The sequence below is a fragment of the Hyphomicrobium sp. genome (assembly GCF_036262015.1).
GTDB lineage: Bacteria > Pseudomonadota > Alphaproteobacteria > Rhizobiales > Hyphomicrobiaceae > Hyphomicrobium_C.
Window position 1 is genome coordinate 49,091 of record NZ_DATAJR010000005.1, and the last position, 26,401, is coordinate 75,491.

21 protein-coding genes are annotated in these 26,401 nt (G+C 61.7%); 9 read left to right on the top strand and 12 right to left on the bottom strand.

From position 1 onward, the window contains the following. The first annotated feature begins 284 nt into the window (after positions 1–284). Positions 285–908 (top strand): BA14K family protein, encoded by a 624-nt coding sequence (locus tag VHO05_RS04760; protein ID WP_329645477.1) that lies wholly within the window; start codon positions 285–287, stop codon positions 906–908. Positions 909–1,108: 200 nt separating this feature from the next. Then, entirely contained in the window at positions 1,109–1,387 is a 279-nt protein-coding gene (locus VHO05_RS04765) for a hypothetical protein (protein ID WP_329645478.1), read from the top strand. Between the two features lie 13 nt (positions 1,388–1,400). Here the strand turns inward: VHO05_RS04765 and VHO05_RS04770 are convergent, their stop codons facing one another. Beyond that, complete coding sequence (locus VHO05_RS04770; protein WP_329645479.1) at positions 1,401–3,629, bottom strand: primosomal protein N'; 2,229 nt, start codon at positions 3,627–3,629, stop codon at positions 1,401–1,403. A gap of 137 nt (positions 3,630–3,766) precedes the next feature. On the opposite strand from VHO05_RS04770, the gene fsa reads away from it, so the two are divergent. Beyond that, on the top strand, positions 3,767–4,420 hold the full coding sequence (gene fsa, locus VHO05_RS04775; protein ID WP_329645480.1) for a fructose-6-phosphate aldolase: 654 nt from the start codon (positions 3,767–3,769) through the stop codon (positions 4,418–4,420). Between the two features lie 121 nt (positions 4,421–4,541). Here the strand turns inward: fsa and VHO05_RS04780 are convergent, their stop codons facing one another. Further along, positions 4,542–4,892, bottom strand: a complete 351-nt coding sequence (locus VHO05_RS04780) for an HU family DNA-binding protein (RefSeq protein ID WP_329645481.1) — start codon at positions 4,890–4,892, stop codon at positions 4,542–4,544. 227 nt (positions 4,893–5,119) lie between these two features. Next, positions 5,120–7,336 carry a SulP family inorganic anion transporter gene (locus tag VHO05_RS04785; RefSeq protein WP_329645482.1) on the bottom strand — a complete coding sequence of 739 codons (2,217 nt, stop codon included), beginning with the start codon at positions 7,334–7,336 and terminating at the stop codon, positions 5,120–5,122. A 188-nt stretch (positions 7,337–7,524) separates the two neighbouring features. Between VHO05_RS04785 and VHO05_RS04790 the strand changes: the two genes are divergently transcribed. Further along, entirely contained in the window at positions 7,525–8,487 is a 963-nt protein-coding gene (locus tag VHO05_RS04790; protein ID WP_329645483.1) for a tyrosine recombinase XerC, read from the top strand. Positions 8,488–8,559: 72 nt separating this feature from the next. Beyond that, positions 8,560–9,591, top strand: a complete 1,032-nt coding sequence (locus tag VHO05_RS04795; RefSeq protein WP_329645484.1) for a TraB/GumN family protein — start codon at positions 8,560–8,562, stop codon at positions 9,589–9,591. Positions 9,592–9,599: 8 nt separating this feature from the next. Here VHO05_RS04795 and lpdA read toward each other — a convergent pair whose 3' ends face one another. The 7 genes from lpdA to zapE form a co-directional block, all read right to left on the bottom strand. After that, on the bottom strand, positions 9,600–11,003 hold the full coding sequence (gene lpdA / locus VHO05_RS04800) for a dihydrolipoyl dehydrogenase (RefSeq protein WP_329645485.1): 1,404 nt from the start codon (positions 11,001–11,003) through the stop codon (positions 9,600–9,602). Positions 11,004–11,072: 69 nt separating this feature from the next. Continuing rightward, positions 11,073–12,398 (bottom strand): 2-oxoglutarate dehydrogenase complex dihydrolipoyllysine-residue succinyltransferase, encoded by a 1,326-nt coding sequence (gene odhB, locus VHO05_RS04805; protein WP_329645486.1) that lies wholly within the window; start codon positions 12,396–12,398, stop codon positions 11,073–11,075. A gap of 65 nt (positions 12,399–12,463) precedes the next feature. Beyond that, positions 12,464–15,418: a 2-oxoglutarate dehydrogenase E1 component gene (locus VHO05_RS04810; RefSeq protein ID WP_329645487.1), complete on the bottom strand. Its 2,955-nt coding sequence runs from the start codon at positions 15,416–15,418 to the stop codon at positions 12,464–12,466. Between the two features lie 468 nt (positions 15,419–15,886). After that, a complete protein-coding gene (gene sucD / locus VHO05_RS04815) occupies positions 15,887–16,786 on the bottom strand; it encodes a succinate--CoA ligase subunit alpha (RefSeq protein ID WP_329645488.1) in 900 nt (299 codons plus the stop codon). 56 nt (positions 16,787–16,842) lie between these two features. Further along, on the bottom strand, positions 16,843–18,042 hold the full coding sequence (gene sucC / locus VHO05_RS04820) for an ADP-forming succinate--CoA ligase subunit beta (RefSeq protein WP_329645489.1): 1,200 nt from the start codon (positions 18,040–18,042) through the stop codon (positions 16,843–16,845). A gap of 142 nt (positions 18,043–18,184) precedes the next feature. Continuing rightward, positions 18,185–19,150, bottom strand: a complete 966-nt coding sequence (gene mdh, locus VHO05_RS04825; RefSeq protein ID WP_329645490.1) for a malate dehydrogenase — start codon at positions 19,148–19,150, stop codon at positions 18,185–18,187. Positions 19,151–19,395: 245 nt separating this feature from the next. After that, on the bottom strand, positions 19,396–20,511 hold the full coding sequence (gene zapE, locus VHO05_RS04830) for a cell division protein ZapE (protein WP_329645491.1): 1,116 nt from the start codon (positions 20,509–20,511) through the stop codon (positions 19,396–19,398). A 345-nt stretch (positions 20,512–20,856) separates the two neighbouring features. Between zapE and VHO05_RS04835 the strand changes: the two genes are divergently transcribed. Both VHO05_RS04835 and VHO05_RS04840 read left to right on the top strand, forming a co-directional pair. Further along, positions 20,857–21,432 carry a GNAT family N-acetyltransferase gene (locus VHO05_RS04835; protein WP_329645492.1) on the top strand — a complete coding sequence of 192 codons (576 nt, stop codon included), beginning with the start codon at positions 20,857–20,859 and terminating at the stop codon, positions 21,430–21,432. Positions 21,433–21,714: 282 nt separating this feature from the next. After that, complete coding sequence (locus VHO05_RS04840) at positions 21,715–21,870, top strand: hypothetical protein (RefSeq protein WP_329645493.1); 156 nt, start codon at positions 21,715–21,717, stop codon at positions 21,868–21,870. A gap of 154 nt (positions 21,871–22,024) precedes the next feature. Here VHO05_RS04840 and VHO05_RS04845 read toward each other — a convergent pair whose 3' ends face one another. Both VHO05_RS04845 and VHO05_RS04850 read right to left on the bottom strand, forming a co-directional pair. Continuing rightward, a complete protein-coding gene (locus tag VHO05_RS04845) occupies positions 22,025–22,417 on the bottom strand; it encodes a VOC family protein (RefSeq protein WP_329645494.1) in 393 nt (130 codons plus the stop codon). A gap of 92 nt (positions 22,418–22,509) precedes the next feature. Continuing rightward, entirely contained in the window at positions 22,510–23,289 is a 780-nt protein-coding gene (locus tag VHO05_RS04850) for a succinate dehydrogenase iron-sulfur subunit (RefSeq protein WP_329645495.1), read from the bottom strand. Positions 23,290–23,720: 431 nt separating this feature from the next. Here VHO05_RS04850 and VHO05_RS04855 point away from each other — a divergent pair, with 431 nt between their 5' ends. Beyond that, positions 23,721–24,749 (top strand): substrate-binding domain-containing protein, encoded by a 1,029-nt coding sequence (locus VHO05_RS04855; protein WP_329645597.1) that lies wholly within the window; start codon positions 23,721–23,723, stop codon positions 24,747–24,749. A 180-nt stretch (positions 24,750–24,929) separates the two neighbouring features. Then, positions 24,930–26,393, top strand: a complete 1,464-nt coding sequence (gene pstC / locus VHO05_RS04860) for a phosphate ABC transporter permease subunit PstC (protein ID WP_329645496.1) — start codon at positions 24,930–24,932, stop codon at positions 26,391–26,393. Positions 26,394–26,401: the final 8 nt, after the last annotated feature.

Here is a 26,401-nt window from a genome sequence, read left to right on the forward strand (position 1 = left end):
GACCGCACCGCCTAAAGCGCTGTCCCCCGACTGAAAACCCGCGGTTCTGTATCATGTGCGTCACGACGCATCAACCTGCCTTACGAGACAGCAGCGCCCATATTCCGCGGCTTTTCATCACTCCACACCAGACCTGGCACCAATGCTGGTTTCAGAGAACCAAAACCTGACTCCGAACCGGTAGGAATCCTACCGAGGAGACCCCACATCTTTCCGCACACACAAGTGTGGTGGATCACGCAGAACAGTATTTAGAATCAATACCAAAAATCGGAGCACAACAAATGAGGAGCACGCATTTGTTGGCTCTTGCTGCCATCGTGAGCTTGCCGTTGGGAGGTGCAGCCTTGGCTGCCCCAGCGGCGATGCAGGCTGCGGGAGCCATGTCGAAAACCGAAGCCCCGTCGATGATCATCGATGTCAGAAAGGGCGGTGGGGGCGTTAGCGGCGGTTCGTTTCGCATGGGATCTGCCGGTATGCGCGGCGGGGGCGGCGGACCACGCTTTGCCGCAGGAGGTGGGGGAGGTCCGCGCGTTGTGGGCGGAGGCGGCGGTCCGCGCGTAGCGGGCTTCCGTGGAGGCCCGAGAGGCGGCGTCAACTATGTCCCGGGTCGCCCAGGTCCCTGGAAGCCCGGCGGCGGTGGAGGCGGCTGGAAACCCGGTGGCGGTCACCATCACCACGGTCATCACCACCACTACTATCCGCGCTGGTACGGGGCGCCGTACTACTACGGTGGTTACTATCCGGACGCCTACTATTACGACGACTATGATGACGATGCCGCTGTCTATGCGGACAGTGGCGACGCCGTGGCACGCTGCGCAGCCCGCTATCGGTCGTTTGACCGCGCGTCGGGAACGTTCCTGAGCAACGACGGCAAACGCAAACTCTGCCCGTATCTGAGATAGCGCAACCGTCAGACCAACCGCACGATGCAACCGCGCCGGCAGCCCAAAAAGGCTGTCCGGCGCGACGCTTATCCTTTCCAAACAAACATGAACGGCAGCTGCAAGCCTTGTTCAAGGTGAGTTCAGCCGGTCCCCACTACCAATGTCCCCAACGTGCCGGGACAGTTCCGGCGCTCGGATCAGACGAAGGGGAGCCTGACATGACGCTCAAGAAATTCACCACCTCGGCTGCGGTAATTGCCGGCCTGCTCGCTGCAAACCTTGGCCCGCTCACGACAGCAGCCAACGCGCGCGATGGCTGGCGCAGGGACTATGACCGTGGCTACGACCGCCACTACGACGGCCCACGCCATTACCATGGCCCGCGCCATCGCTACGGCTACAAGCGCGACCGCCACGGGAAAGACATCGCAAAGGGCGTTGCCATCGGCCTCGGCATCCTCGCAGTGGGAACGATCCTCTCCTCTGCCCATCGCTAGACCTGACTGAAGCCTAGAGAAAGTTGTAGGGATCGATATCGACGGTGAGGCGCAAATCACCCCCAATCTTGGGCAGCGCCTCACCCCACATCCTGAGATAGCCCTGGATGTTCTTGTCCCGCGGCGCCTTGACCAGCAGCCGCCAGCGATGGCGCCCGCGCACGATTGAGATCGGCGCTTCCGCCGGACCCAGCACTTCGATCTGATCCACACGCGGCGCACGCTTGGCCACCTCGCGCGCAAACGTTTCCGCCAAATCCTTGTCTCGTGCGGAAATGACAATCGCGGCGAGACGCCCGAACGGCGGCAGCAGACCCCGCCGGCGCATGTCGATCTCCCGGTCGAGGAACGCCTCCCGGTCACCTGAGATGATCGCTTCCATCACCGGATGTTCGGGCATGTGCGTCTGAATGAAGCCGCGCCCTTTGGTCAGCGCGCGCCCGGCACGTCCCGTCACCTGATGCAGAAGTTGGAACGTCCGCTCGCCCGCGCGCGGATCGGCCCCCATCGAAAGCCCGAGATCGCCATCGACGATGCCGACGGTCGCCAGCAGCGGAAAGTTGTGCCCCTTGGCCACGATCTGCGTGCCGATGATGATGTCGACCTCGCCGCTCTCGATCGACCCGATAATGCTGCGCATCTCTTCGAGCCCGGGGATGAGATCGGACGACAGCAGCGCCACGCGCGCTTCTGGAAAGCGCTCCTTCACTTCTTCCGCAACGCGCTCGACACCCGGGCCGCACGCCACGAGAGAGCCTTGCTCCCCGCACTTCGGGCAGGTCTCGGGCATCGGCAGTGAAAACCCGCAGTGATGACAATTGAGACGCCGCCGGAATCGATGCTCGACAAGCCACGCCGTACACTGCGGACATTCGAAGCGATGACCGCAGCTCCGGCAGAGCGTCAACGGCGCATAGCCGCGCCGGTTGAGAAAGAGCAGCGATTGCTGGTGTTCTCCGAGCGTAGCCGCCACGGAATCGACGAGCACCGGCGAGAGCCACTGCCCTTTCTCAGGCGGATGCGCGCGCAAGTCGATCGGCTTGACTTCGGGCAGCTCGGCGCCTGTGAAACGGCCCGGCAGGATGATGTGCCGATAGCGGCCCGTCCGCGCATTGACATGACTTTCGATCGACGGCGTCGCAGACGCGAGAATGACGGGAAACTTGCCCAGGCTGCCGCGCACGACGCTCATGTCGCGCGCCTGGTAATGCACGCGATCGTCCTGCTTGAAACCTGCGTCGTGCTCTTCATCGACCACAACGAGACCGAGATCGCGATACGGCAGGAAGAGGCCCGAACGTGCTCCCACGACAACCCGCGCCTCGCCGGTTGCCGTCGCCCGCCACACACGCCCGCGTTCCGCGCCTGAGAGTGCCGAATGCCACTCGGCCGGCTGACAGCCGAAACGCGCGACGAAGCGGCTCATGAACTGTCCGGTGAGCGCGATCTCCGGCAGCATGATCAGCGCCTGCTTGCCCTGCCGCAGCGTTTGCGCAACCGCTTCGTAATAGACTTCCGTCTTGCCCGAACCCGTGACACCGTCGAGCAGCGAGACAGAGAAATTCCGCCCGTCCACAGCCGAGACGAGCCCATGCACCGCCCGCGCCTGCTCAGGCGTGAAATCGGTGACGCGATGGTCCGGATCGGGTTCGGGAAACCGGCGCTCCGGGATGACGACCTCAACCAGATTGCCTGAAGCCACGAGCCCATCGACGACTCCGGTGCTGCATTGGGATTCCGCGGCGAGGGCCGATTTCGCGCGGATCAGCCCGTCGCGAGCAAGATCGAGAGCGCGTTTGCGCGCGGGCGTCATGCGCGGCGGATCGATCGCGTCGGGCACGATCCGCACGCCGAACCGAGGTTTCACCGGTTCAAACGCAGCTTGCGCGCTCATCATCATGCGCGCGACCATGCCGAGTGGCGCCAGCGTGTAGCCCGCGATCCACTCCGCGAACCGGAGGGACGCCGCCGGAAGGGACGGAACATCGAGCCGCTCCGTCAGAGCCTTTATTTTCTTGGGATCTATAGGCTTGTCGGAGCCGCCGAGCGGCGCATCCCACACGATACCGATGCGGGTTTGCGCACCGAACGGCACCAGGACGAAGGCCCCGGGCTCGACCTCGAGCCCCGGAGGCACGAGGTAATCATACGTCTGGTTGAGCGGCGCACCAGGCATCAGCACCGGCGCGAGAGCTCGCGCCGCGCTTTCACCATTTTCATTAAGGCCAAGAAGGCTATCCAAGTGGGCCGATACCGGATTAGAAGCTACCAATCGAACTTCAGCGATAGCTCAGGCGGAAGGACATGGCGAGCTGACGGCCGCCGCGTCCCATCCTACTGTCGAGATTGCCCCGCGCCGGGGAGCACAAAGGACCAGGAATGAAGTTTTTTGTCGACACTGCCGACGTGAACGAAATCAAGGAGCTGGCCGCGACCGGTTTGCTCGATGGCGTGACCACCAACCCGTCGCTGATTGCAAAATCTGGCCGCGACTTCAAGCAGACGATCGCGGAGATCTGCGACATCGTTCAAGGCCCCGTTTCGGCCGAAGTCGCGTCAACTGAATATGACGGAATGATGAAAGAAGCACATGTGCTTCGGAAGATCGCCAAGAACGTCACCATCAAAGTGCCGCTGACGCTCGACGGTCTCAAGGCCTGCAAAGCACTGACGTCTGATGGCACGATGGTCAACGTGACGCTCTGCTTCTCCGCCAATCAGGCCCTTCTCGCGGCGAAAGCCGGCGCCACGTTCGTCTCGCCATTCATCGGCCGTCTCGACGATATCGGCCTGAACGGCATGGACCTCATTCGCGAGATCCGCGCCATCTACGACAACTACCAGGATCTCGAGACGGACATCCTCGCGGCATCGATCCGCACTGTGAATCACGTCAAGGAAGCGGCCCTCATCGGCGCTGACGTCGCGACCGTTCCGCCCGCAATTCTCAAGGCCCTCGTGAAGCATCCGCTGACGGACGCGGGCCTTGCGCAGTTCGTGGCCGACTGGAAGAAGACTGGCCAAACCATTTAAGCCAACAAAAAAGCGGCTGATGTCTCAGCCGCCGTTTGCCGTTCGCACCGGAAACATTCGCGAAGCGTAAGGAAGGCGGCCGTACATCCGGCCCGCCGTCCTTCTCGCTCGCGTAAAAGTCTTAGATCTGCTCTTTCAGATCCTTGGCCGCACGGAAGGCAACCTTCTTGCTGGCCTTGATCTTGATGGCTTCGCCCGTTGCCGGGTTGCGGCCCATGCGAGCCGGACGCTTGCGAACCTGAAGGATGCCGAGGCCGCCGATGCGGATGCGGTCGCCCTTCTTGAGGTGCTTCGCGATCATCGCGACCATGTCCTCGAGCACGGCGTTGGCCTGCTTCTTCGGAAGGTCGTGAGCCTCGGAGAGGGCGGTGCCGAGGTGACGGAGCGTGACGGTGTTCTGGGCCTTGGCAGCGCCCTTGGATGCGGATTTGGCTGCCGCCTTAGGGGCAGCCTTGGTGACGGTTTTAGCCATGAGTGTTTCCCCAAAAAAAGAATCAATGACCGCGAAAACATACAATAAGAATGAATTCCCGCGGCTATGGATTTAGAAAGACTGCGCTTTTTTGCCCTGGATTGGAGTTTAGGTCACGCTTGCAAGCGCAACGGTGCAGTTATTTCCGCGCGCGCCTCGCTCTTGAGAAGCGAAGACGCCAGGGGCGACCATCAAGTTGCATAGCACCAGCGCGCTTTCTGGCGCAATCAACTCAACGCTGCGAGTCCCTGATTCGCGAAATCCAATCGATCCGACAGCGCCCGCACAATGAATTCGAGAAACGCCGCAGCGATGTCAGGATCGTCGCTTTTGAGCCGCAGAAAGCTGTCGGCCGAAAGCGCATAAAGTGTCGCAGCGTCAACGGCCGAAATCGTGGCGCCGCGCGGCAGAACTCTGAAAAAGCCCATTTCTCCAACAACCGTGCGCCGTGACATCCTCCGCAAAAGATGGGTGTCCGCTGCGCCGCGACGCACCGTCACCGAGACGGTGCCCGACACGATGAGATCGATCGACTGCGATGGCGATCCCTCCACATAGATCACCGTGCCGGGCTCGATATCGCGCCGCTCGAAGTAAGGCGCGAGCCGCCGCGCCGCCGTCAACCCGCCAACTTCCGCTGCAAGCCAATGTTCGAAATCCGCCTCCGGGCCAACAAAACCGGCATCTTTTCGCTCGGCGAGAACTTCATCTTCGCACCACTCGAGGGCTGCGTTGCGCGAGGGAAAAACGGTCGCGTCATCCTGTTCGGCGATGACAGAGACGCGCGAAAGAGAGTGCGCCATCTGTTGCGAGAGCCCCGCGAACACCAGCGTCACGTTGTGAACGGCCGCATAGTTCGAGAGCTTCTTGAGCGACATCACGGCCGACGTATCGAATCCCGTCACGTCGCCGAAATCGAGAACGGCGAAGCGCCGTGCACCGATGCCATCCCGTGCCATGGTCGCGACGAGCTTCTCGTAGAGCCCATTCGATGAACCGAAGAAGATATATCCTGCGAGCCAGAAGACGTGGATGCGCTCGCCCTGTTCCTTGAGATGCGATGAAGCAGCCGCCGAGCGATCCATGTTCGACGCAACGACGCTCCGCGTGAGATGCCTGCGGATCACAGAAATGCGCCCGTAGCTCACCGCAAACATCAGGCACGCAGCGATGACACCGAAGATGATACCGGCCAGATAGCCCTGCACGACGATGGCGGCCATGATCACGAGCGCGAGGCAGAAGTCCGTCCAGGCGCGATGTGCGGGCGAACGCAGCAGAACTTCCGTCAGCACGACGAGCCCGAGATAGATCAGCAAGGCGGCGAGCACGGGAGACGGCACGAGCCCCGGAAGATCGACGCCTGTCACGACGACGAGCACGACGACAAGCGACGCAAACACGCCGCTGACGCGCGCAACCCCACCGGTCTCTTCGAGCAAACGGCTCCCGTTCAGCGAGAGATTCCCCATGATGCCGCCAAGCGGCGCCGCAATCACGTTGGCCGCGCCGTTGGTACGAAATTCCCAATCGAGATCCGCCGACTGCGCACGAGCCACCTCGAGGCCCGTGACGTCGAGCAGAAGCGCGACAACGGTGACACCCGCAACAGCGGCAACTTCAATGGCCGCTCCGAGATAAATGCGCGCATCGATCGGCTCGGCAAAAAGTGTACGCATCGGTACCCACGGTTCCAGATGCGCCGCGCTGCCGATGAACCAGCCGCTGCCCTCCCGTGGAACCCCGAGCCACCACAGCACCGCATCGAGCAGCACGGTGCCGACAAGAAAGGCTGCCGGAAGAACATAGATGCTTCCGGACAGCATCTTCGCGACAAAGATCGCAAGACCGAACACGGCGCCGATGACGACGAGCAGGATCCGATCAGGCGGAACGGCATGCAGGACGTTCGCCAACGTGATGTCCACGCCGGTCATCACCTCGAACCCGCCAACCACGAGAAAAAAGCCCGACGCTCCGAGAAATCCCGCGATCACCGGATAGGGAATGAAGCGGACGAACGCCCCGAGCTTGAGCCGCCCGAGGAGATAGAGCACGAGCCCCGTGACAAGCGTCGCGAGCGAAAACGACAGCAGCACCGTATCGACCGCCGCCTTCGCACTGCCACCGGCCAGAAGCACCGGAGCCGAGACGGTTGCAGCCAGGGCCGCGAGCACGGCGACAGCCGGATTGTCGGGGCCGGCCTCGGCGGGCGGCAGCGACGTCGTCAGCGACACATAGAGTCCCGCAACCGCCGATCCCATGAGGAACGCCCAAAGCCCCATCGGCAATCCACCCGCCAGCTCCCCCTGGAACAAAAGCGCGCTGAACGAAAGGCAATAGGCAAGCGTCAGCAGCGACGCGACGAGACCAGCAATCGCATTGGCACCGAGCGCAGCGCCGTTGGCGCGGACCCACCCCAGCGCGGCCCTCGGCTCCGCCATGGCGGCAAGCCATCTCGCAGCCCTTTGCGCATTTGGCTCTCTCGGTTGAACCTCGGTCATCGTCGAAGTTTGCGCCCCGGAAACGGCAGGCGGCAACTGCAATCGCTGCACCGTCAGGCGGCGCGGTCCAGCCAACCGCCCGCAAATCGTTTACGATTGATTAACCAATGGAGCGGGATGCTGCCGTCATGACTCGGGACACAATCGATGGCCTCCTCGAAGCGGATGGCGAGCTGCCGCTCGCCGACGACTTGCTTCGTGCCACCAGGCGGTGGTTCGATCATCTTACGCACGAGCGCGGTCATTCACCTGCCACGCTGGCCTCCTACGAGCGCGACCTGCGCCAGTTCATTCGCTTCCTGAAAAGCGATCTCGGCCATCCCCCCTGCCTGATGGACCTAGCCAACCTCGACGTGAAGGCCGTTCGGCGCTTCCTGGCCTCGCGCCGCCGTGAGGAGGCCACCAGCCGGTCCCTTGCGCGTAGCATCTCGGCCCTGCGGACCTTCTATCGGTGGCTGGAGAACGAGGGTCTCGTCACGAACCGTGCGCTGTCGCAAGTGGCGATGCCGCGCATTCCCCACACGCTGCCGAAACCGCTGACCGTAGACAAGGCTTCCGCACTGGTCGACGGCGAGGGGGCAGGCGACGATTGGATCCGCGCGCGTGACGTTGCCGTGATGCTCCTGCTTTACGGCGCGGGATTGCGCATCTCCGAAGCCTTGAGCCTGACGCGGCGTGAGGCTCCTGTCTCCGGCCGCGACGTGATCCGCATCGTCGGCAAGGGCGGCAAGGAACGTCTGGTGCCGATCTTACCCGTCACCCATCGCGCGGTGGAACGCTACCTCAAGCTCTGCCCTTACCCGCTTGAGGCTTCAACACCGCTTTTTCTTGGCGCAAAAGGCGGTCCGCTCTCGCCGCGCCTGATCCAGCTCGCGATTGCCCGCATGCGCGACGAGCTATCCCTGCCCGAGACGGCAACCCCGCACGCGCTCCGCCATTCCTTCGCGACGCACTTACTCGCGGCGGGCGCCGACCTCCGCCAGATCCAGGAATTGCTGGGACACGCGTCCCTCTCCACGACCCAGGTCTACACCGAGGTCGACCGCGAGCGAATCCTGGCCGTCTACGACACGGCGCATCCCCGCGCCTGAGACCCGCCACAGCTTTGCCGCACGTCTGAAATTCGCTATTCCTCGTAAAAACATCGAGTGGGGAGACGGTGCATGTTTCGCTCCGGGCGATCGATCGGCCTCTGGTTGATTGCGGTCCTTTTCATCGCCAGCACCCATCGACCCGCAACATCACAAGAAGCGCCGGAAACATCGCAAACTCGCTGCACCGGCAAGAACCTTCTCGACAAGCTGTCCGCAACCGATCCGGCCCTCCACGCCCGCATCGTGGAAAACGCCAATGCGCTCGAGAACGGACAAGCCATCTTCTGGAAACTCGAACGCCCCGGCAGCCCGCCGTCCTACCTGTTTGGCACCGTTCATTTGACGGACAACCGCATCAAGCGCTTGAGGGACACGACGAAGAACGCGATCAGGGCGTCCAAGACCCTCCTGATCGAAAACGCCAACCTGTCGCCCGAAGCCACGGGACGCGCCTATGTCGCCGCCGCCGAATCGGCCGTTTTCACCGACGGCCGCACCCTCGACAGCCTGCTTTCGAAGGAAGAGTTCGACCAAGTCCGCAAATCGGCGGGTGAAAGCGTTCCGGCCGACGCCCTCCGTCTCTACCGGCCGTGGATCGTCTCGTTGATGATCGCCGCCTCGGATTGCGAACGGCGCCGCGTGCAAAGCGGCTACCGCGTGCTCGACATGGCGCTCGCGGAACGGGCTCAGGTCAACGGCATTCCTGTCGGCGGTCTCGAGACGACCGAGGACCAGCTCACGGCCCTCGCTTCGATCCCGGATGACGAGCAGCTCGGCATTCTGCGCGCCAACATCGCGCTGATCGACGAAAACGAGAACCTGCGCGAGACGATGGTGCAGCTTTACCTGCGACGACGCATCGGCGCGCTTTGGGATCTGCAGCTCGCCCTCGCCGAAAAAGCTGGCGTCCCCGCCAGCGCCTATGCGTCGTTTCAGAAGACGCTGATCGTCGACCGCAATCGCAAGATGCGCGAAGCCGCGCTGCCTCATCTGGAAAAAGGCGGCGCCTTCATCGCAGTTGGCGCACTCCACCTCCCGGGCAAGACGGGACTGGTCGAACTCTTCCGAGAAGCCGGCTACACGGCCACCGCCATCGAATGACGCGGCGCCTACATGTGGATTGCGCGTTTCGCAACCGAGAGCGCGGCTTCTTTCACCGACTCCGACAACGTCGGATGCGCATGACAGGTCCGCGCAAGATCTTCCGCGGATCCACCGAACTCCATGATGACCGCAGCTTCGGCGATCAGTTCGCTGGCATTTGCGCCGATGATATGCACCCCCAGAATGCGATCCGTCTCCGCATCTGCGAGCACTTTCACGAAGCCATCGGTCGTCTTGTTGACCTTGGCGCGACCGTTCGCGAGGAAGGGAAACTTCCCGACGGTGTAGGCGATGCCTGCGGCCTTCAACTCTTCCTCGGTTTTCCCGACCGAAGCCACCTCCGGCGACGTATAGATCACGTTCGGGATGACATCGTGATTCACATGCCCGGCCTGTCCTGCCAGGATTTCGGCAACCGCGATGCCTTCATCTTCCGCCTTGTGCGCCAGCATTGGGCCAGCGATCACGTCGCCGATCGCGTAGATCCGGGTGACATTGGTTTCGAATTGCCCGTTCACGACAATGCGCTTCTTCGCGTCGCGCACGACGCCGACATCGTCGAGCCCCAGCCCGTCCGTGTAAGGCACCCGCCCGATGGAGACCAGCACGACATCCGCTTGAACGTGATCCTTCGTGCCGCCGTTGGACGGTTCCAGCGTCACATCGAGTCCAGCTTCCGTGCGCTCGACGCCGACCACCTTCGTACCCAGCCGGAACGTGATCCCCTGCTTCGTGTAGAGGCGTTCGAGCGACTTCGCCACGTCGCCATCCATACCCGGCAGAATGCGATCGAGAAACTCCACGACCGTGACCGACGAGCCGAGCCGGCGCCACACGGAGCCCAACTCGAGCCCAATCACACCGGCGCCAACGACCAGCAGGCGTTCGGGGACTTCCGGCAGCGAGAGCGCACCCGTCGACGACACGATGTCAGTCTCGTCGATCTCGATGCCCGGCAGCCGCGCGACGTCCGATCCGGTCGCGATCACGATAGCTCGCGTATCCAGCGCCTTCCGGCCGCCACCCGTATCGGTGACCTCGACCTGACCGGCTTTCAGAATGCGGCCGGAGCCGTGGAACGTATCGATCTTGTTCTTCTTGAGCAGGAACGCGACGCCATCGACGTTGCCCTTTACGCCCTCGTCCTTGAAGGCCAGCATGCGCTTGAGGTCGAGCTCAGGCGACACCTTGATGCCCATGCGGCCAAACCCGTGCCCAGCCTCTTCATAAAGTTCCGAGGCATGCAGCAACGCCTTCGACGGAATGCAGCCCACGTTGAGGCACGTGCCGCCGTGCGTCACGCGCTTCTCGACAATCGCCGTCTTGAGACCGAGCTGTGCGGCACGGATAGCACACACATATCCACCCGGCCCACTGCCGATGACGATGAGATCATAATGTCCAGGCATATGCCCCGCACCTTCCCGATGACGGCCCTTCATTGTTCATCGCCGCGACGGCGACAGGATCGCGGAGCTCTAAAGCTCCAGAATAAATCGCTGCGGATCCTCCAGGCACTCCTTGACGCGCACCAGGAACGTCACGGCTTCCTTGCCGTCCACGAGCCGGTGATCGTACGAAAGCGCCAGATACATCATCGGCCGCGCTACGATCTGTCCGTTCTTGACCACGGGCCGTTCCTCGATGCGATGCATCCCGAGAATGCCCGCCTGCGGCGCGTTGAGAATGGGCGTCGAGAGCATCGAGCCATACACGCCGCCGTTCGAGATCGTGAACGTTCCACCCTGCATCTCCGCAATCGAGAGCTTGCCCTCGCGCGCGCGCTTGCCGAACTCCACGATCTTGGCCTCGATCTCCGCGATAGACATACGATCCGCTTCGCGCAGAACCGGGACGACGAGGCCACGGTCGGTGCCAACCGCGACGCCGATGTGGTAATAGTTCTTGAAAACGATGTCCTCGCCATCGATCTCGGCATTCACCGCCGGAATCTCGCGCAGCGCCTGGATACAGGCCTTCACGAAGAAGCCCATGAAGCCGAGCTTCACACCATGGCGGCGCTCGAACAGCTCCTTGTATTGCGCGCGCATCGCCATCACGGCCGACATATCGACGTCGTTGAACGTCGTCAGCATCGCGGCCGTGTTCTGCGCCTCCTTGAGGCGCAGCGCGATGGTTTGCCGGAGCCGCGTCATGCGCACGCGTTCTTCACGTCCGGTATCGCTCATCCCCGTTGGAACGCGAAGGTCGGGAGGCGTGATCTCGCGCTGAGATTGCATCGCTGGAACCTGTGCCGGCCGTGCGGGCGGCTGGGGCGCGGGCTCTTCGCGCCGGGGTTCGGCATCAATTTTCTGGCGCGTCGCAGCCTTCGCGATAGCCGCGACAACATCCTCTTTGAGAACCTGGCCGCGCCGGCCTGATCCTGTCACGTCCGCCACAGCGAGATCCGCATCGGCAAGATGCTTCCGCGCCGCTGGGCTCGGCGGCATACCAGACGATGGGCGTTCGGGCGCTGAGGGCGCTGAGGGCGGAGGTGCGGCCTGCTTGGGCGCTGAGGCAGCAGCGTTTTTGGGCGCCGTCTGGGCTGGAGCAGCCTGTGCCGCCCCTCCTTCAGCCAAGGCGCCGAGCACCGCACCGATGGCGACAGTTGCTCCCTGCTCGGCTCGAATTTCCGACAGCAACCCCGCTGCCGGCGCCGGAACCTCGACGGTAACTTTGTCCGTCTCCAGCTCGACGAGCGGCTCGTCCACTTTGACCGCGTCGCCAGGCTTCTTCAGCCATTTTCCCACCGTCGCCTCGGACACCGACTCGCCGAGTGTCGGCACGCGGATTTCGATCGTCATTGTTGTCCCGCCTTCTTCTCGCCGGCCGCCGACGCGCCCGGCATCCGCACCTTCAGAGTGAGGCCTCAACCCTTCAACGCATCAGCCACCAAAGCCTTCTGCTCGTGAATATGTTTGCTCATGAGCCCCGTCGCCGTTGAGGCGGAGGCCGCCCGTCCCGCATAGCGCACGCGCCGCCCTGCCGGGTTGAGACGATCCAAAACCCAGTTGATGTTCGGCTCGATGAACGTCCAGGCCCCCATGTTCTTGGGCTCCTCCTGGCACCAAACGATATCGGCGTTCGGAAAACGCCCAATCTCATGCAGCAGCGCGCGTGCCGGGAACGGATAGAGCTGTTCCACCCGCAAGATATAGACGTTGTGCAACTCTTCTGCGTCACGAGCGTCCGCCAGATCGTAGTACACCTTGCCCGAGCACAGAACCACGCGCGTGATCTCGGCGTCTGTCTTGCGTAGATCGTCCCACAGAACGCGATGGAAGGTCGTTCCGGGTCCCATCTCATCAAGACGCGAGACAACACGCTTGTGCCTCAAGAGCGACTTCGGCGTCATGAGAATGAGCGGTTTGCGGAAGTTCCGGTGCAGCTGCCGCCGCAGAATGTGGAAGTAGTTGGCCGGTGTCGTGCAGTTCGCAACCTGCCAGTTGTCCTCGGCGCAAAGCTGGAGAAAGCGTTCGAGCCGTGCGGACGAGTGCTCAGGTCCCTGCCCTTCGTAGCCATGCGGCAGCAGGCAAACAAGGCCCGACATGCGCAACCACTTGCGCTCGCCGGACGAGATGAACTGGTCGAACACCACCTGCGCGCCATTGGCGAAGTCGCCGAACTGCGCTTCCCATGCGACGAACGCGTTGGGCTCCGCCAGCGAATACCCGTACTCGAATCCAAGCACGGCTTCTTCCGACAGCATCGAGTTGATGACCTCGAAGCGAGCCTGGTTGGGCGAGATGTGGCGCAGAGGCGTGTACCGGCGTTCCGTCTCTTGATCGATAATCACGGAATGGCGCTGCGAGAAGGTGCCGCGCTCGCAATCCTGCCCGGAGAGCCTGACCGGGAAACCCTCGGTGACGAGCGTGCCGAAAGCGAGATGCTCGGCCATGGCCCAGTCGATGCCCTCGCCCTTCGAAATCATGTCGCGACGCCGCTCGAGCAGCTTCACGATCGTCTTATGCGCATGGAAGTCCGAAGGAAGCATGGTGAGGCGCTTGCCGACCTCACGCAGCTGCTCCATCGAAACTCCGGTATTCCCGCGACGCTCGTCGCCTTCCGCCAAAGCAAAACCGCTCCAGCGCCCGTCGAGCCAGTCCGCCTTGTTCGGCTTGAAAGCTTCTGCGGCCGCGAGCTCCGTCTCAAGGAACGAGCGGAACTCGCCCTTCATCGCATCGACGTCCTCGGTCTTGAGAACGTCCTCCTCAACGAGCTGCTTGCTGTAAATCTCAACCGCCGTCGGATGCTTCCGGATCCGGTCATACATCAGCGGCTGTGTGAAAGCGGGCTCGTCGGTTTCGTTGTGGCCGAACCGGCGATAGCAGAACATGTCGATAACGACCGGCTTCTGAAACTTCTGCCGGAACTCGGTCGCGATCTTGGCGACGTGCACGACGGCTTCTGGATCGTCGCCGTTCACATGGAAGATCGGCGCCTCGACGATGCGCGCCACGTCGGAGCAATAGGGCGATGAGCGCGAATGGCGCGGGTTTGTCGTGAACCCGATCTGGTTGTTGATGATGAAATGGATGGAGCCGCCCGTACGGTGGCCTTTGAGCCCCGAGAGGCCGAAGCACTCCGCCACAACCCCTTGTCCCGCGAACGCCGCGTCGCCGTGGATGAGCAGAGGCAGCACGGGCGTACGTTCGTCAGGCTCGCAGTTGAGCTGATCCTGCTTCGCCCTCACCTTGCCGAGCACGACGGGATCGACGATCTCGAGATGCGACGGGTTCGCCGTCAGCGACAGATGCACGTTGTTGCCGTCGAACTGCCGGTCTGACGAAGCGCCGAGGTGGTACTTCACGTCGCCGGAGCCTTCAACGTCGTCCGGCTTCCAGGAACCGCCCTTGAACTCGTTGAAGATCGCGCGGAACGGCTTGGCCATCACGTTCGAGAGCACGTTGAGGCGCCCGCGATGCGCCATGCCGATCACGATCTCTTTGACGCCGAGCTGCCCGCCGCGCTTGATGATCTGCTCGAGCGCCGGAATCATCGCCTCGCCGCCGTCGAGACCGAACCGCTTCGTACCGGTGTATTTAATGTCGGCAAACCGCTCGAACATCTCGGCTTCGATGAGTTTGCGGAGGATGGCCTTCTTGCCCATCTCCGTGAAGCGGATGTCTTTCTCTTCGCCCTCGATCCGATGCTGGATCCAGGACTTCTGCGCGGGCGATGTAATGTGCATGAACTGGTAGCCGATCTTGCGGCAGTAGGTTCGCCGCAGGATGCGCATCAGCTGCCGGATCGTTGCCGTGTCGAGACCGAGGTAGCGATCCATGAAGATCGGTCGATCGAGATCTGCATCCGTGAACCCGTAGGTCTCGGGCTTGAGCTCCTTGTGCACCTTGCGCTCTGCAATGCCCAGCGGATCGAGATCGGCCGCCAGATGGCCCATCACGCGATAGGAGCGAATAAGCATGATCGCCCGCACGCTGTCCTGAATCGCGCGCATCGACGCTGCCGGCGTGATTTCGACGCCGGCGCTGAAGGCTTTCGCTTGAATCTTGTCGCGCAGCCCCCGTTCGACCTCGCCGTAATCGCCGGTCAGCGCCGAGACGAGTTCGCTCGGAGCCCCCTGAAGCTGCGAAAGCGGGAGAGCCCATGAGGGTTCCCGAGAGTTGAGGCCGAGACTACGATCGTCCTCGGCAACAACCTTCCCCCGCTCCTCCCGGAGACTTTCGAAAAAGATCCGCCACTCGTCGCTGACGGATCCGGGATTCTTTTCGTACTGGCTCTGCAGCTCTTCGATGTAAGGCGCGTTGACGCCGTTCAGAAAGGAGGTGCGTAGAAACTGCTCGTTGAGTGCGTGCCGTGACATGCGAAACCCCGCCATTTCTTCCGGCATGCGCCGGAGATGAGGTGACTATCACTCTCCACGAATTGGGCGATTCTCAGCGCTGCAGTGACACTCTTTACAGTAGGGATCCAATCAACCCTTTAAGACTTTGGTCAAAGTCGCTTCCAGCGACGCCGCCCCAACCACACGTACCACATCGCCAGTCCGATCAGCGCGCCAAAGCACAACGGAAGCGAGAAGGCCGTGAGAAAGAGGAGAGTGAGTCCCCTCGTCAGACCGGCCGACAGTAACAGCACCGTCACCGCGGCACGACGACCGCCGCGGTGACAAACACGCCCGCCCGAATAGCCGGCCCATCCAGAGGACGCGCACGCACGAGACGAGCGATAGGACGTACCAGACGAGCACCAGATCCCAGTCGGGAGCGTAAAACCACAGCGCTTCCTTCAATGGGCGTTCCCGATGACATCCTTACGTAGGGCGACGGGATCAGCCCTTTAGAACCTTGGTCAAAGTCGTGCCGAGCGAAGCCGGGCTATCCGCAATCGCAACTCCGGCGCGGCGCATAGCTTCCACCTTGTCCTCGGCGCGACCCTGACCGCCCGAAATAATGGCACCGGCATGGCCCATGCGTCGACCCGGAGGCGCAGTCATGCCAGCGATGAAGCCAGCCATCGGCTTCTTACGGCCCTTCTTGGCTTCCTTGATCAAATACTCGGCAGCTTCTTCCTCGGCCGACCCGCCGATTTCGCCGATCATGATGATCGAATGGGTGTCAGGATCCGACAGGAACAGGTCGAGCACGTCGATGTGCTCGGTACCCTTGACGGGATCGCCGCCGATACCCACCGCGGTCGACTGGCCAAGACCGGCATCCGTCGTCTGCTTCACCGCTTCGTAAGTGAGCGTGCCGGAGCGCGAAACGATACCGACCGTGCCCTGGCGGAAAATGTTGCCCGGCATGATGCCGATCTTGCAGGCCTTGGGCGTCAGGACACCAGGGCAGTTCGGCCCAATGAGCCGCGACTTGGATCCTGCGAGCGCCCGCTTCACCTTGACCATGTCGAGCACCGGAATGCCTTCGGTGATGCACACGATAAGCGGCATCTCGGCATCGATCGCCTCGAGGATCGCGTCGGCGGCGAATGGCGGCGGCACGTAGATCGCTGTCGCCGTGGCACCGGTCTTCTGCTTGGCTTCGAGCACCGTATTGAACAGCGGCAGGTCCGCAAGCTCAGGATCGGACGGCTTCGTGCCGCCTTTGCCCGGCGTAACGCCGCCTGCAACCTTGGTACCGTAAGCACGCGCTTGCTTGGTATGGAACGTCCCTTGGCTGCCGGTCAGACCCTGGCAGATCGTGATGGTGGACGCGTCGACGAGAATGGCCATGTGGTTCTCTTTATCAGGCAATTCAAAAACGAGGTGAGAGCACGCCGGGCGTACCCTTACGCGGCGGCTTTGATCGCGGATGTGATCTTTGCAGCGGCATCGGCGAGGTCGTCGGCAGGCACGATCTTGAGCCCGCTCTTGGCGAGGATTTCCTTGCCGAGATCGACGTTGGTACCTTCGAGGCGCACGACGAGCGGCACGGTGATCGCCATCTCACGCGCAGCGGCGACGATACCTTCCGCGATGATGTCACACCGCATAATGCCGCCGAAGATGTTGACCAGGATGCCCTTCACCGACGGATCGGACAGAATGATCTTGAACGCCGCCTGCACCTTCTCCTTGGAAGCGCCGCCGCCGACATCGAGGAAGTTCGCAGGCTCCGCGCCGTAAAGCTTGATGATGTCCATCGTTGCCATGGCAAGGCCAGCGCCATTGACCATGCAGCCGATCGAACCGTCGAGCTTGATGTAGGACAGCTCATACTTGGCCGCCTCGATCTCCATCGGATCTTCCTCGGTCTCGTCGCGCAGGGCGACGATGTCGGGATGCCGGAACAGGGCGTTGCTATCGAAGCTGATCTTGGCGTCGAGCGCCGAGAGGTGACCTTCCTTCGTCACGATCAGCGGGTTGATCTCGAGGAGGCTCAGGTCCTTTTCGAGAACCAAGCGATAAAGCCCCTCGATCATCTTCGCGCATTCCTTGACCTGGTCGCCCTTGAGGCCCAGCGCGAAGGCAATCTTGCGCGAATGGAAAGGCTGAAGCCCCGACGCGGGATCGATCGTGAGCGTCAGGATCTTCTCCGGCGTGTCGTGGGCAACCTTCTCGATGTCCATGCCGCCTTCGGTCGAGGCGATGAAGGCGACACGCGAGCTCGCGCGATCCACGAGAGCAGAGAGATAGAGTTCACGTCCGATATTGGCGGCTTCCGTGAGGTACACGCGACGCACGACGCGGCCTGCAGCTCCGGTCTGGATCGTCACCAGCGTCTTGCCCAGCATCTGCTCGGCGAGTTGCTTCGCCTCGGCTGGCGAATTGGCGAAGCGGACGCCGCCCTTATCGCCGGCTTCGGGCTCCTTGAACTTGCCCTTGCCGCGTCCTCCGGCATGAATCTGCGCCTTGACCACCCGAACCGGCGTCTCGATCGTTGCCGCGATCTTCTCCGCCTCTTCGGGCGTGAAAGCGACGCCGCCGCCGGACGTCGGTACGCCGTACTGCCGAAGCAGATCTTTCGCCTGATGTTCGTGGATATTCATGGCTGCGCGTGATCCCTATTGTAATCATTATTGGCGGGAACGCGGAACACAGAAAGACATGAGACGGAGCACTGTTCGCTCCGCACAGACGACTGTCTCGACCGCGGCCCCCGCTTTTTGGCTCGTTGTCAGCTCTGTGCGGTCAGGCGCCGAGCTGCGGGTTGATCTTGATGCAGGCATCGACCAGACCCTTCACGGATTCGATCGACTTCATGAGCATCGAGCGTTCCGCGGAGTTGAGGTCGATTTCGACCACGCGCTCCGTGCCGCCCTCGCCGATGATCGTCGGCACGCCGACGTAAAGTCCTTTAACACCGTACTCCCCGTTGAGGTACGCGGCGCATGGCAGCACGCGCTTCTTATCCTTGAGGAAGCTCTCGGCCATCGCGATGGCGGAAGCCGCCGGCGCGTAGTAAGCCGATCCGGTTTTCAGCAGTGCGACGATCTCACCACCCCCCTTACGGGTACGGTCGACGATCTGGTCCAGCCGCTCCTGGCGGATCCAACCCATCTTCACGAGATCGGGCAGCGGGATACCACCGACGGACGAGTAGCGGACGAGCGGAACCATGTCGTCGCCGTGGCCGCCCAGAACGAACGCAGAAACATCTTCCACGGAGACGTGGAATTCTTCGGCCAGGAAATGGCGGAAACGGGCCGTATCGAGAACGCCGGCCATGCCGACGACCATGTTGCGCGGCAGACCCGAAGCCTTTTGGAGCGCCCATACCATGGCATCGAGCGGGTTGGTGATGCAGATCACGAACGCGTTGGGGGCATATTTGCGGATGCCCGCGCCCACCTGTTCCATGACTTTCAGGTTGATCCCAATCAGATCATCGCGGCTCATGCCCGGCTTGCGCGGCACGCCCGCCGTCACGATGCAAACGCTCGCCCCCTCGATGTCGGCGTACGCGTTGGTGCCCTTGAGCGTGCAATCGAAGCCTTCGACCGCCCCCGACTGACCGATATCCAGCGCCTTGCCCTGCGGTACGCCCTCGGCGATATCGAAAATCACGACGTCCCCAAGCTCCTTGAGGCCGATCAGGTGCGCAAGCGTGCCACCGATCATTCCGCCGCCGATCAACGCGATCTTCGTCCGCGCCATTAGACTATTCTCCCTGATGGCTGAGGCCCTTTACCGGACCTTGTGCTGATTAAGGTGGTGGAGGTGGGGTTCCTCCCAATGAGTGCGGCCGGCCCTCCCCCGGCATGAAGAAATATTGGCTTTGGTAGGACGAAACGGGAAGGGGCTCAAGCCCGTCCGCATTCGAAGTGCGCGCATTCGACCAAAGCACTCCGACGAGGTTCAAGAGCGGACACGGAACGAGTCGACGGTCTGGAAACCGCACGTTAGCCGCCCGTCGGCCCTTGGAGTACGCTGCGCGCCAGATAGGCCTCGCTCCGCATCTCCATGAGACGGGAAGCAGTCCGCTCGAAAAGTGCTGCGCCGTCTCCTTCCGGATAGAGGAGGGCGGGCTCTGCTTCGGCAGAAACGATCAGACAATTGCGGTGATCATAGAGTGTATCGATAAGGTGTATGAGCCGCCGCGCCGCGTTCCGCCGCTCGGGTGTCAGAACCGGAACGCAGTCGAGCACGATCGTATGGTAGGCGTGCGCAATATGGAGATAGTCGAGCGCACCGAGCGGGGCTTCGCAGAGGTCCGCAAAACTGAAGCGCGCTACACCCATGGCCGCGAGCGGCACCCGCACCTTCCGGCCCTTCACGTCGAGCTCCGCAGGCTCGGCCGGTTGCTGGCCGGTGAGCCGCCGCCAATGGTCGTCGAGTCCCGCCTCCGCCTTGGAATCGCAGGGACTGAAGTAGAGTTGCCGGCCCGAGAGCTTGTCGAGTCGGAAATCCTTGGCCGACTTCAGCTCCACGACATCCATGCGCTCCTTGAGCAAATCGATGAAGGGTACGAAAAGTTGCCGATTGAGCCCATTCCAATAGAGGCGATCCGGTGGCGCATTCGAGGTTGCGACCACGACCACGTCGCGTGCGAAGAGCGCTTTGAACAACCGGGCGAGGATCATCGCGTCGGCGATGTCGGTGATAGTAAGTTCATCGAAACAAAGGAGACGGGTTTCGGCAGCGATCTCACCTGCAACGAACGGAATCGGATCGCCGTCCGTTGTCGCCCGACCCCGCTGAATGCGATCATGCACCTCGCTCATGAACTCGTGAAAGTGGAGGCGACGCTTGGGGCTGAACGCAACGGCGTCGAAGAAGAGGTCCATCAGCATCGTCTTGCCACGACCGACCGCGCCGTAGAGATAGATCCCGCGCGGCGGCGTCCGCCGCGACCGGAAGAAGGAGGATAGCAGTCCCCCGTTCCCCGTGGAGCCCCAGACCTTCAGGGAATGCGCGAGAGCGTCGAGGCTCTGCGCAGCCTCCCTCTGTGCCGCGTCCGCTTCGATGACGCCAAGCCCCAGCTGCCGCTCGTAGAGTTCGAGAACTGAATCCCTCATTGCTGCCCCAGCCGATACGTGTCGCGAAGGAAACTGCCAGAATCGCGTTTGGTGTGCGATGCCGTCGATGCAGCCACGTCAGCGCAGCCGGAAAGATGCTGCGCGTTTCGCGCAACACTGCCCGGCAATTTTTGCGCCGCAACAAGAATAAACACCAAATAGAGGCAACTAGGGTGACAAAACACCGTACTTTCGGCCACTTATTTGGCGCATTGTGCAATGCAAAATAATTCCTATATCGGGTCAGGCACTCTCCTCACGGCGAGGGCCTAGCCGCGTGACCGTCGTGCGAAACGCACGCCCTGGGTCATAGCTCGGTCCGCGGCTGAGATTGGAGGGTCAGAAATGAGCGAACATCTTCACCCCAACGGCATCGTGCGAAAGCTCTGGCCGCAGGAGCAGAGCTTGTTTCGCGACCACTTGCTGCGTCTCGACAAGACCAGCCGCACCATGCGTTTTGCCCACGGCGTTTCGGACTCCTTCATTGAGGACTACGCGCGCCACATGTCGGAAGCGGGCTCAACGGTCTTTGCCTACATCGAAGACGGCGAGGTTCGCGCCGCAGCCGAACTGAAGAAGCTTGGCGAAGTCTGGGGCCGCGAGGCGGAGGCCGCCTTCTCGGTCGAGACAGCCTATCAAGAGCAGGGCCTCGGCAGCGAGATGATGGGCCGCGTAATCCGCGCAGCGCGCAACCGTGGTGTTCACCGGCTCTACATGAGCTGTCTCGCGTCGAACGCGAAAATGCAGGCCATCGCTCGCAAGCATGACGCCGATCTGCGGTTCGAGCTGGGCGAGGTCGTGGGCGAGATCGTCCCTCAGGAACCGAACTACTTCTCGATCCTGGCGGAAGCGGTCGACGATCGCGTCGGGTTCATGATGGCCGTGCTCGAGCTGCAGCGACGCATCGTCAAAGCGGCCTGAGAACATCCAGAAGGCGCTCCGTATTCCCGTGCGCGTCGCTTTTCGCGACGCGTGGAACCCATTTTTGAGTCCTGACTTTGCGCAATTGAGCTGACACGGAGTCGAGAGCGACGCTCTAGAGGCTTAGAAAGTCGACGAAATTGTTGAATTCACGCAACACTTTCCCCTGAATGAGAACAAATCGTCGAGCTGAATCCACTTTGCATGTCAACAAAATGATCGAACTTGCTCATGATTTTTTTGTTTCCGAAATGATTCGGACTCTAGAGGGAGAGAACTACTATGGCTAAGACTGCTGTGAAGAAGGCCCCGGCTCGCAAGGCAAAGAAGCCGGCTGCTCGTAAGGCTGCGAAGCCCGCCGCTCGCAAGGCTGCGAAGCCTGCTGCGCGCAAGCCGGCTGCTCGCAAGACCGCTGCTAAGAAGCGGAAGGCCGCGTAACTCGCGGATCGCTGGACCCGCTCCTGTCTGGGCAACAGGCGCGGTGTCGGCGGCCTTAAGAGTACGTTCCAACTTGAAGACCGGTGGCAGCGAGACGCGCCATCGGTCTTGTCATTTCTGGGAACCGAAAACTGGCAAAAAAACGGAAATCCAATTAGTCGTTTTCGGGCAGATGACTGACGGCTTCGACATTATGGCCGTCCGGATCAATCACAAAAGCCCCGTAATAATTCGCATGATAATGCGGCCGAAGGCCTGGGGGGCCATTGTCCTTTGCACCCGCCAAAAGGGCATTCTCGTAGAACGCACGCACTTGCGCCCGGTCCGTTGCGGCAAATGCAACGTGCAAGCGGCCGGTAAATGGCTTTCCGGTTCCAATCCAGAACTGAGGGCGGGTCGCGCCGAATCCCGCGTAGCCCGCTGGACCGCCTTCATCGGACAGATCCATGTTGATCAGCAGCTGGATTCCGAGAGGCGCCAGAATGGCCTCGTAAAAGGTCTTGGAACGTTCAAAGTCGGAGACGGGCAATCCAATATGGTCGAGCATAGGAAACTCTCTCCTTCTCACGCGCAGCTATAACGACCCTCACCAAGGCTCATCGAACATCCGACAGCAGACGTAACGTCGGACGTCGAGCCCTACACCCGCCGCTGCACCATGAGCTTCTTGAGCTCGGCAATCGCCTTCGCCGGGCTGAGTCCCTTCGGACACGCCTTCGCGCAGTTCAGGATCGTATGGCAGCGATAGAGACGGAAGGGATCCTCGAGATTGTCGAGACGCTCGCCGGTCGCCTCGTCACGGCTGTCGATGACCCAGCGGTAGGCTTGCAACAGGGCCGCAGGGCCAAGATAGCGATCCGAGTTCCACCAATAGCTCGGGCAGGACGTCGAGCAACAGGCGCAGAGAATGCACTCGTAAAGCCCGTCGAGCTTCTCGCGGTCTTCACGCGATTGTTTCCATTCCTTGGGCGGCGCGGCGGTATCCGTCTTGAGCCAAGGCTCGATCGAGCGATGCTGCGCATAGAAATTCGTGAGATCCGGCACCAGGTCCTTGACCACTTTCATGTGCGGAAGCGGATAGACCTTGATCGGCCCCTTGACCTCTTCGAGCCCCTTGAGACAGGCCAGATCGTTGGTGCCGTCGATGTTCATGGCGCACGACCCGCAGATCCCCTCGCGGCACGAGCGCCGGAAAGTCAGGGTCGGATCGATCTCGTTTTTGATCTTGATGAGAGCGTCGAGCACCATCGGCCCGCACTGCTCCTCGTTCACCCAGTAAGTGTCGAGCCGCGGGTTCTCAGCGTCGTCCGGGTTCCAACGATAGATCCGAAATTCCCGCCACCGCCCCTTGATGTCCGGGGCATTCCACGTCTTGCCCTGCTGAATTCTGGAATTCTTGGGAAGCGTGAGTTGAACCATGGGGAACCGGCCTCGCGAGGGGAAAAGGCAAAAAATCGTGCCTCATCTCTCATGAAACCGCAGGCCGGGCGCTGTCAATGTTTACCCTGACGCGGCCCGTGCGATGTGCGCTTTTGACTTGCCGGAACACAAGGCGAATCAACGCGAACCACCAATTTGCCGGCCTTGGATTGTAGCATCAACGACCCCTGATCATCAGCTTACATTCAAAAAAATCATCAAAACTCAAAAATCACAATTACATAAGCGTTTTCAATTTAGTACACTGTCATAAATCCACAGCGTCCAATCGCTAGAACGAAGGCGCCGGCGCACCTGTGCCGGGAGCAACGCGCAGGCGGAGGGCCGCGCTCGTTGCATCGTCCACGAGACAATGGAGATTTAGCGTGAACACCAAGTTCATCGCCTACACGACGGCCACCGCCGTCGGCATGGCCGCGTTCGCCTGTGCGGCATTGGCGCGCGACCAAGTCAAGGTTGCAGGGTCCTCGACGGTTCTGCCCTACGCCAACATCGTTGCCGAGCAGTTCGGCAAGACGTTCGGCAACCTCAAGACCCCGATCATCGAGTCGGGCGGTTCGGGCGCCGGCATCAAGCAGTTCTGCGCCGGCGTGGGCGAGGACAAGATCGACGTTGCCAACTCCTCGCGCAAGATCAAGGACACTGAAATTGCCGACTGCGCCAAGAACGGCGTAACCGACATCGTCGAAGTGAAGTTCGGCTACGACGGCATCGTGTTCGCTGTCGACGCTGGCGCCGGCGAGTGGAAGCTCGAGCCCAAGGACATCTACCTGGCTCTTGCTGCCGAAGTTCCGAAGGACGGCGCTCTCGTTGCCAATGCCGCCAAGACCTGGAAAGACGTGAACCCGAGCCTCCCCGAGTGGCCGATCGTCGCCTTCATCCCTGGCGAGAAGCACGGCACCCGCGAAGTCTTCGAAGAGAAGATCATGCACGCGGGCTGCAAGGCCACCGGCGGCGACAAGCTCCAGCTTGCCAAGGCTGAGGGCAAGGATGAGGCCGACAAAAAGAAGAACGCCGACAAGGCTTGCAACAAAGTTCGCAAGGACGGCGCCGCTGTCGACATCGACGGCGACTACACCGAGACGCTGGCTCGCATCGAGTCGAACAAGCAGGGCGTCGGCGTGTTCGGTCTCTCGTTCTACGAGAACAACAAGGACAAGCTGAAGGTCGCCACCATCAGCGGCGTCGAGCCCTCGCTCGAGACCGTTGCCTCCGGCAAGTACCCGGTTTCGCGCCCGCTCTTCTTCTACGTCAAGAAGGCGCACCTCGGTGTGATCCCCGGCCTCAAGGAGTACGTGGACTTCTTCACCAGCGACAAGGTTCTCTCGGCTGACGGCCCGCTCGTCGAGTACGGCCTCGTGCCGCTCCCCGACGCTGAGCGCCAGGAAGTCCAGGAGCTCGTAAAGGCCGGCAAGACGCTGGCAACCGCTGCGAAGTAATTTGACTGCTTCGCCTTTGATGCTCTGACTGTTTGATTGCCAAAGGAGTTAGAGGAGGGGGAGCCCGGCCACGACCAGCCGCTCTCCCTCCTCGTTGTTTCGAGACTGATTGAGCTGCCCGAAGTCCCGTCCAGCTGGCGGATCGAGCGGACACATATTGCGAACGAGGAACGTACCCCCGTGTCGACAGCCCTATTGCTTCTGATCGTGATCGCCCTCGGCGTTGTCGGATGGTTTCTTGGCAACTGGCGCGCCCGCGCATCCGTTGCAGGCAAAACGTCCGCCTTGCATTCCCGCCCCGGCTACTATGGCGCCTACGTCCTCCTCTGGACGACGCTTCCAGCCTTCTTTCTCATTGTCGCCTGGTCGGCGATCTCACCAACGGTCATCTCGTCGCTCGTCAACGCGAAACTGCCCGAGAACATCCTGAACGGTCCGGCCCAGGCACGCACGCTGACGATGTCCACCGTCAATCTGGTTGAAAAAGGTCTCGCAATGCTCTCTCCCGAAGAGCTTGAGAAGACCGCCGATCCATCGGTCGACGTTAAGGCTCTGCTGCTCAGCAAAGGCGTCCCCCTCGCCGTCAATCCCGAGCCTTTCGCCGTCGAAGCGGCCAGATACCAGCTGACCCTGAAGAATTCGAGCCGGCTTCTCCTCACGCTTTCGTCCATCGGATTGGCCATTCTCGGCTTGGCCTTTGGCCTCGTCCAGGTAGGCCCCAAGCTCCGCTCTCGCAACGCCGTCGAAACCGTCGCTCTGGCAGGCCTCCTCGGCTGCTCGATGGTTGCGATCCTGACCACGCTCGGCATCGTGCTCTCGATGCTCTTCGAGAGCATCCACTTCTTCAGCATCGTCCCGATTTCCGAATTCCTCTTCGGCACCGTGTGGGATCCGCGCTTCTCGTCGGCCGGGTCCAGCGGCAACGCGGGCGGCTCGTTCGGCTTGCTCCCGCTGCTATGGGGCACGCTCTACATCTCCCTCGTCGCACTGCTTGTCGCGGTTCCCGTGGGCCTCTTCAGCGCCGTCTACATGTCGGAGTATGCATCGCGAGCCGTCCGCATGACGGCCAAGCCGTTGCTTGAAATATTGGCCGGCATTCCGACCATCGTGTACGGCTTCTTCGCGCTCATTACCTTCGGCCCGCTCCTGCGCGATCTCGGTGCGCATATCGGTCTCTCGATCTCGGCGACGAGCGTGCTCACCGCCGGCCTGATCATGGGCGTCATGCTGATCCCGTTCGTGTCGTCTCTGTCGGACGACATCATCAACGCGGTTCCGCAGTCCCTGCGTGAAGGCTCCTACGGCCTCGGCGCGACGCAGTCGGAAACCATCAAGCGCGTTATTCTTCCGGCCGCTTTGCCCGGCATCGTCGGTGCCATCCTTCTCGCAGCCTCGCGCGCCATCGGCGAAACGATGATCGTCGTGCTCGCCGCAGGCATCGCACCGAACCTCACGTTGAACCCGTTCGAGCCCGTGACCACGATCACCGTCAAGATCGTGAGCCAGCTGACCGGCGACCTCGAGTTCAACTCGCCGCAGACGCTCGTCGCGTTCGCGCTCGGCCTCACACTCTTCGTCTTCACGCTCGCCCTCAACATTTACGCGCTCTACATCGTGCGCAAATATCGGGAGCAATACGAATAATGACGGTG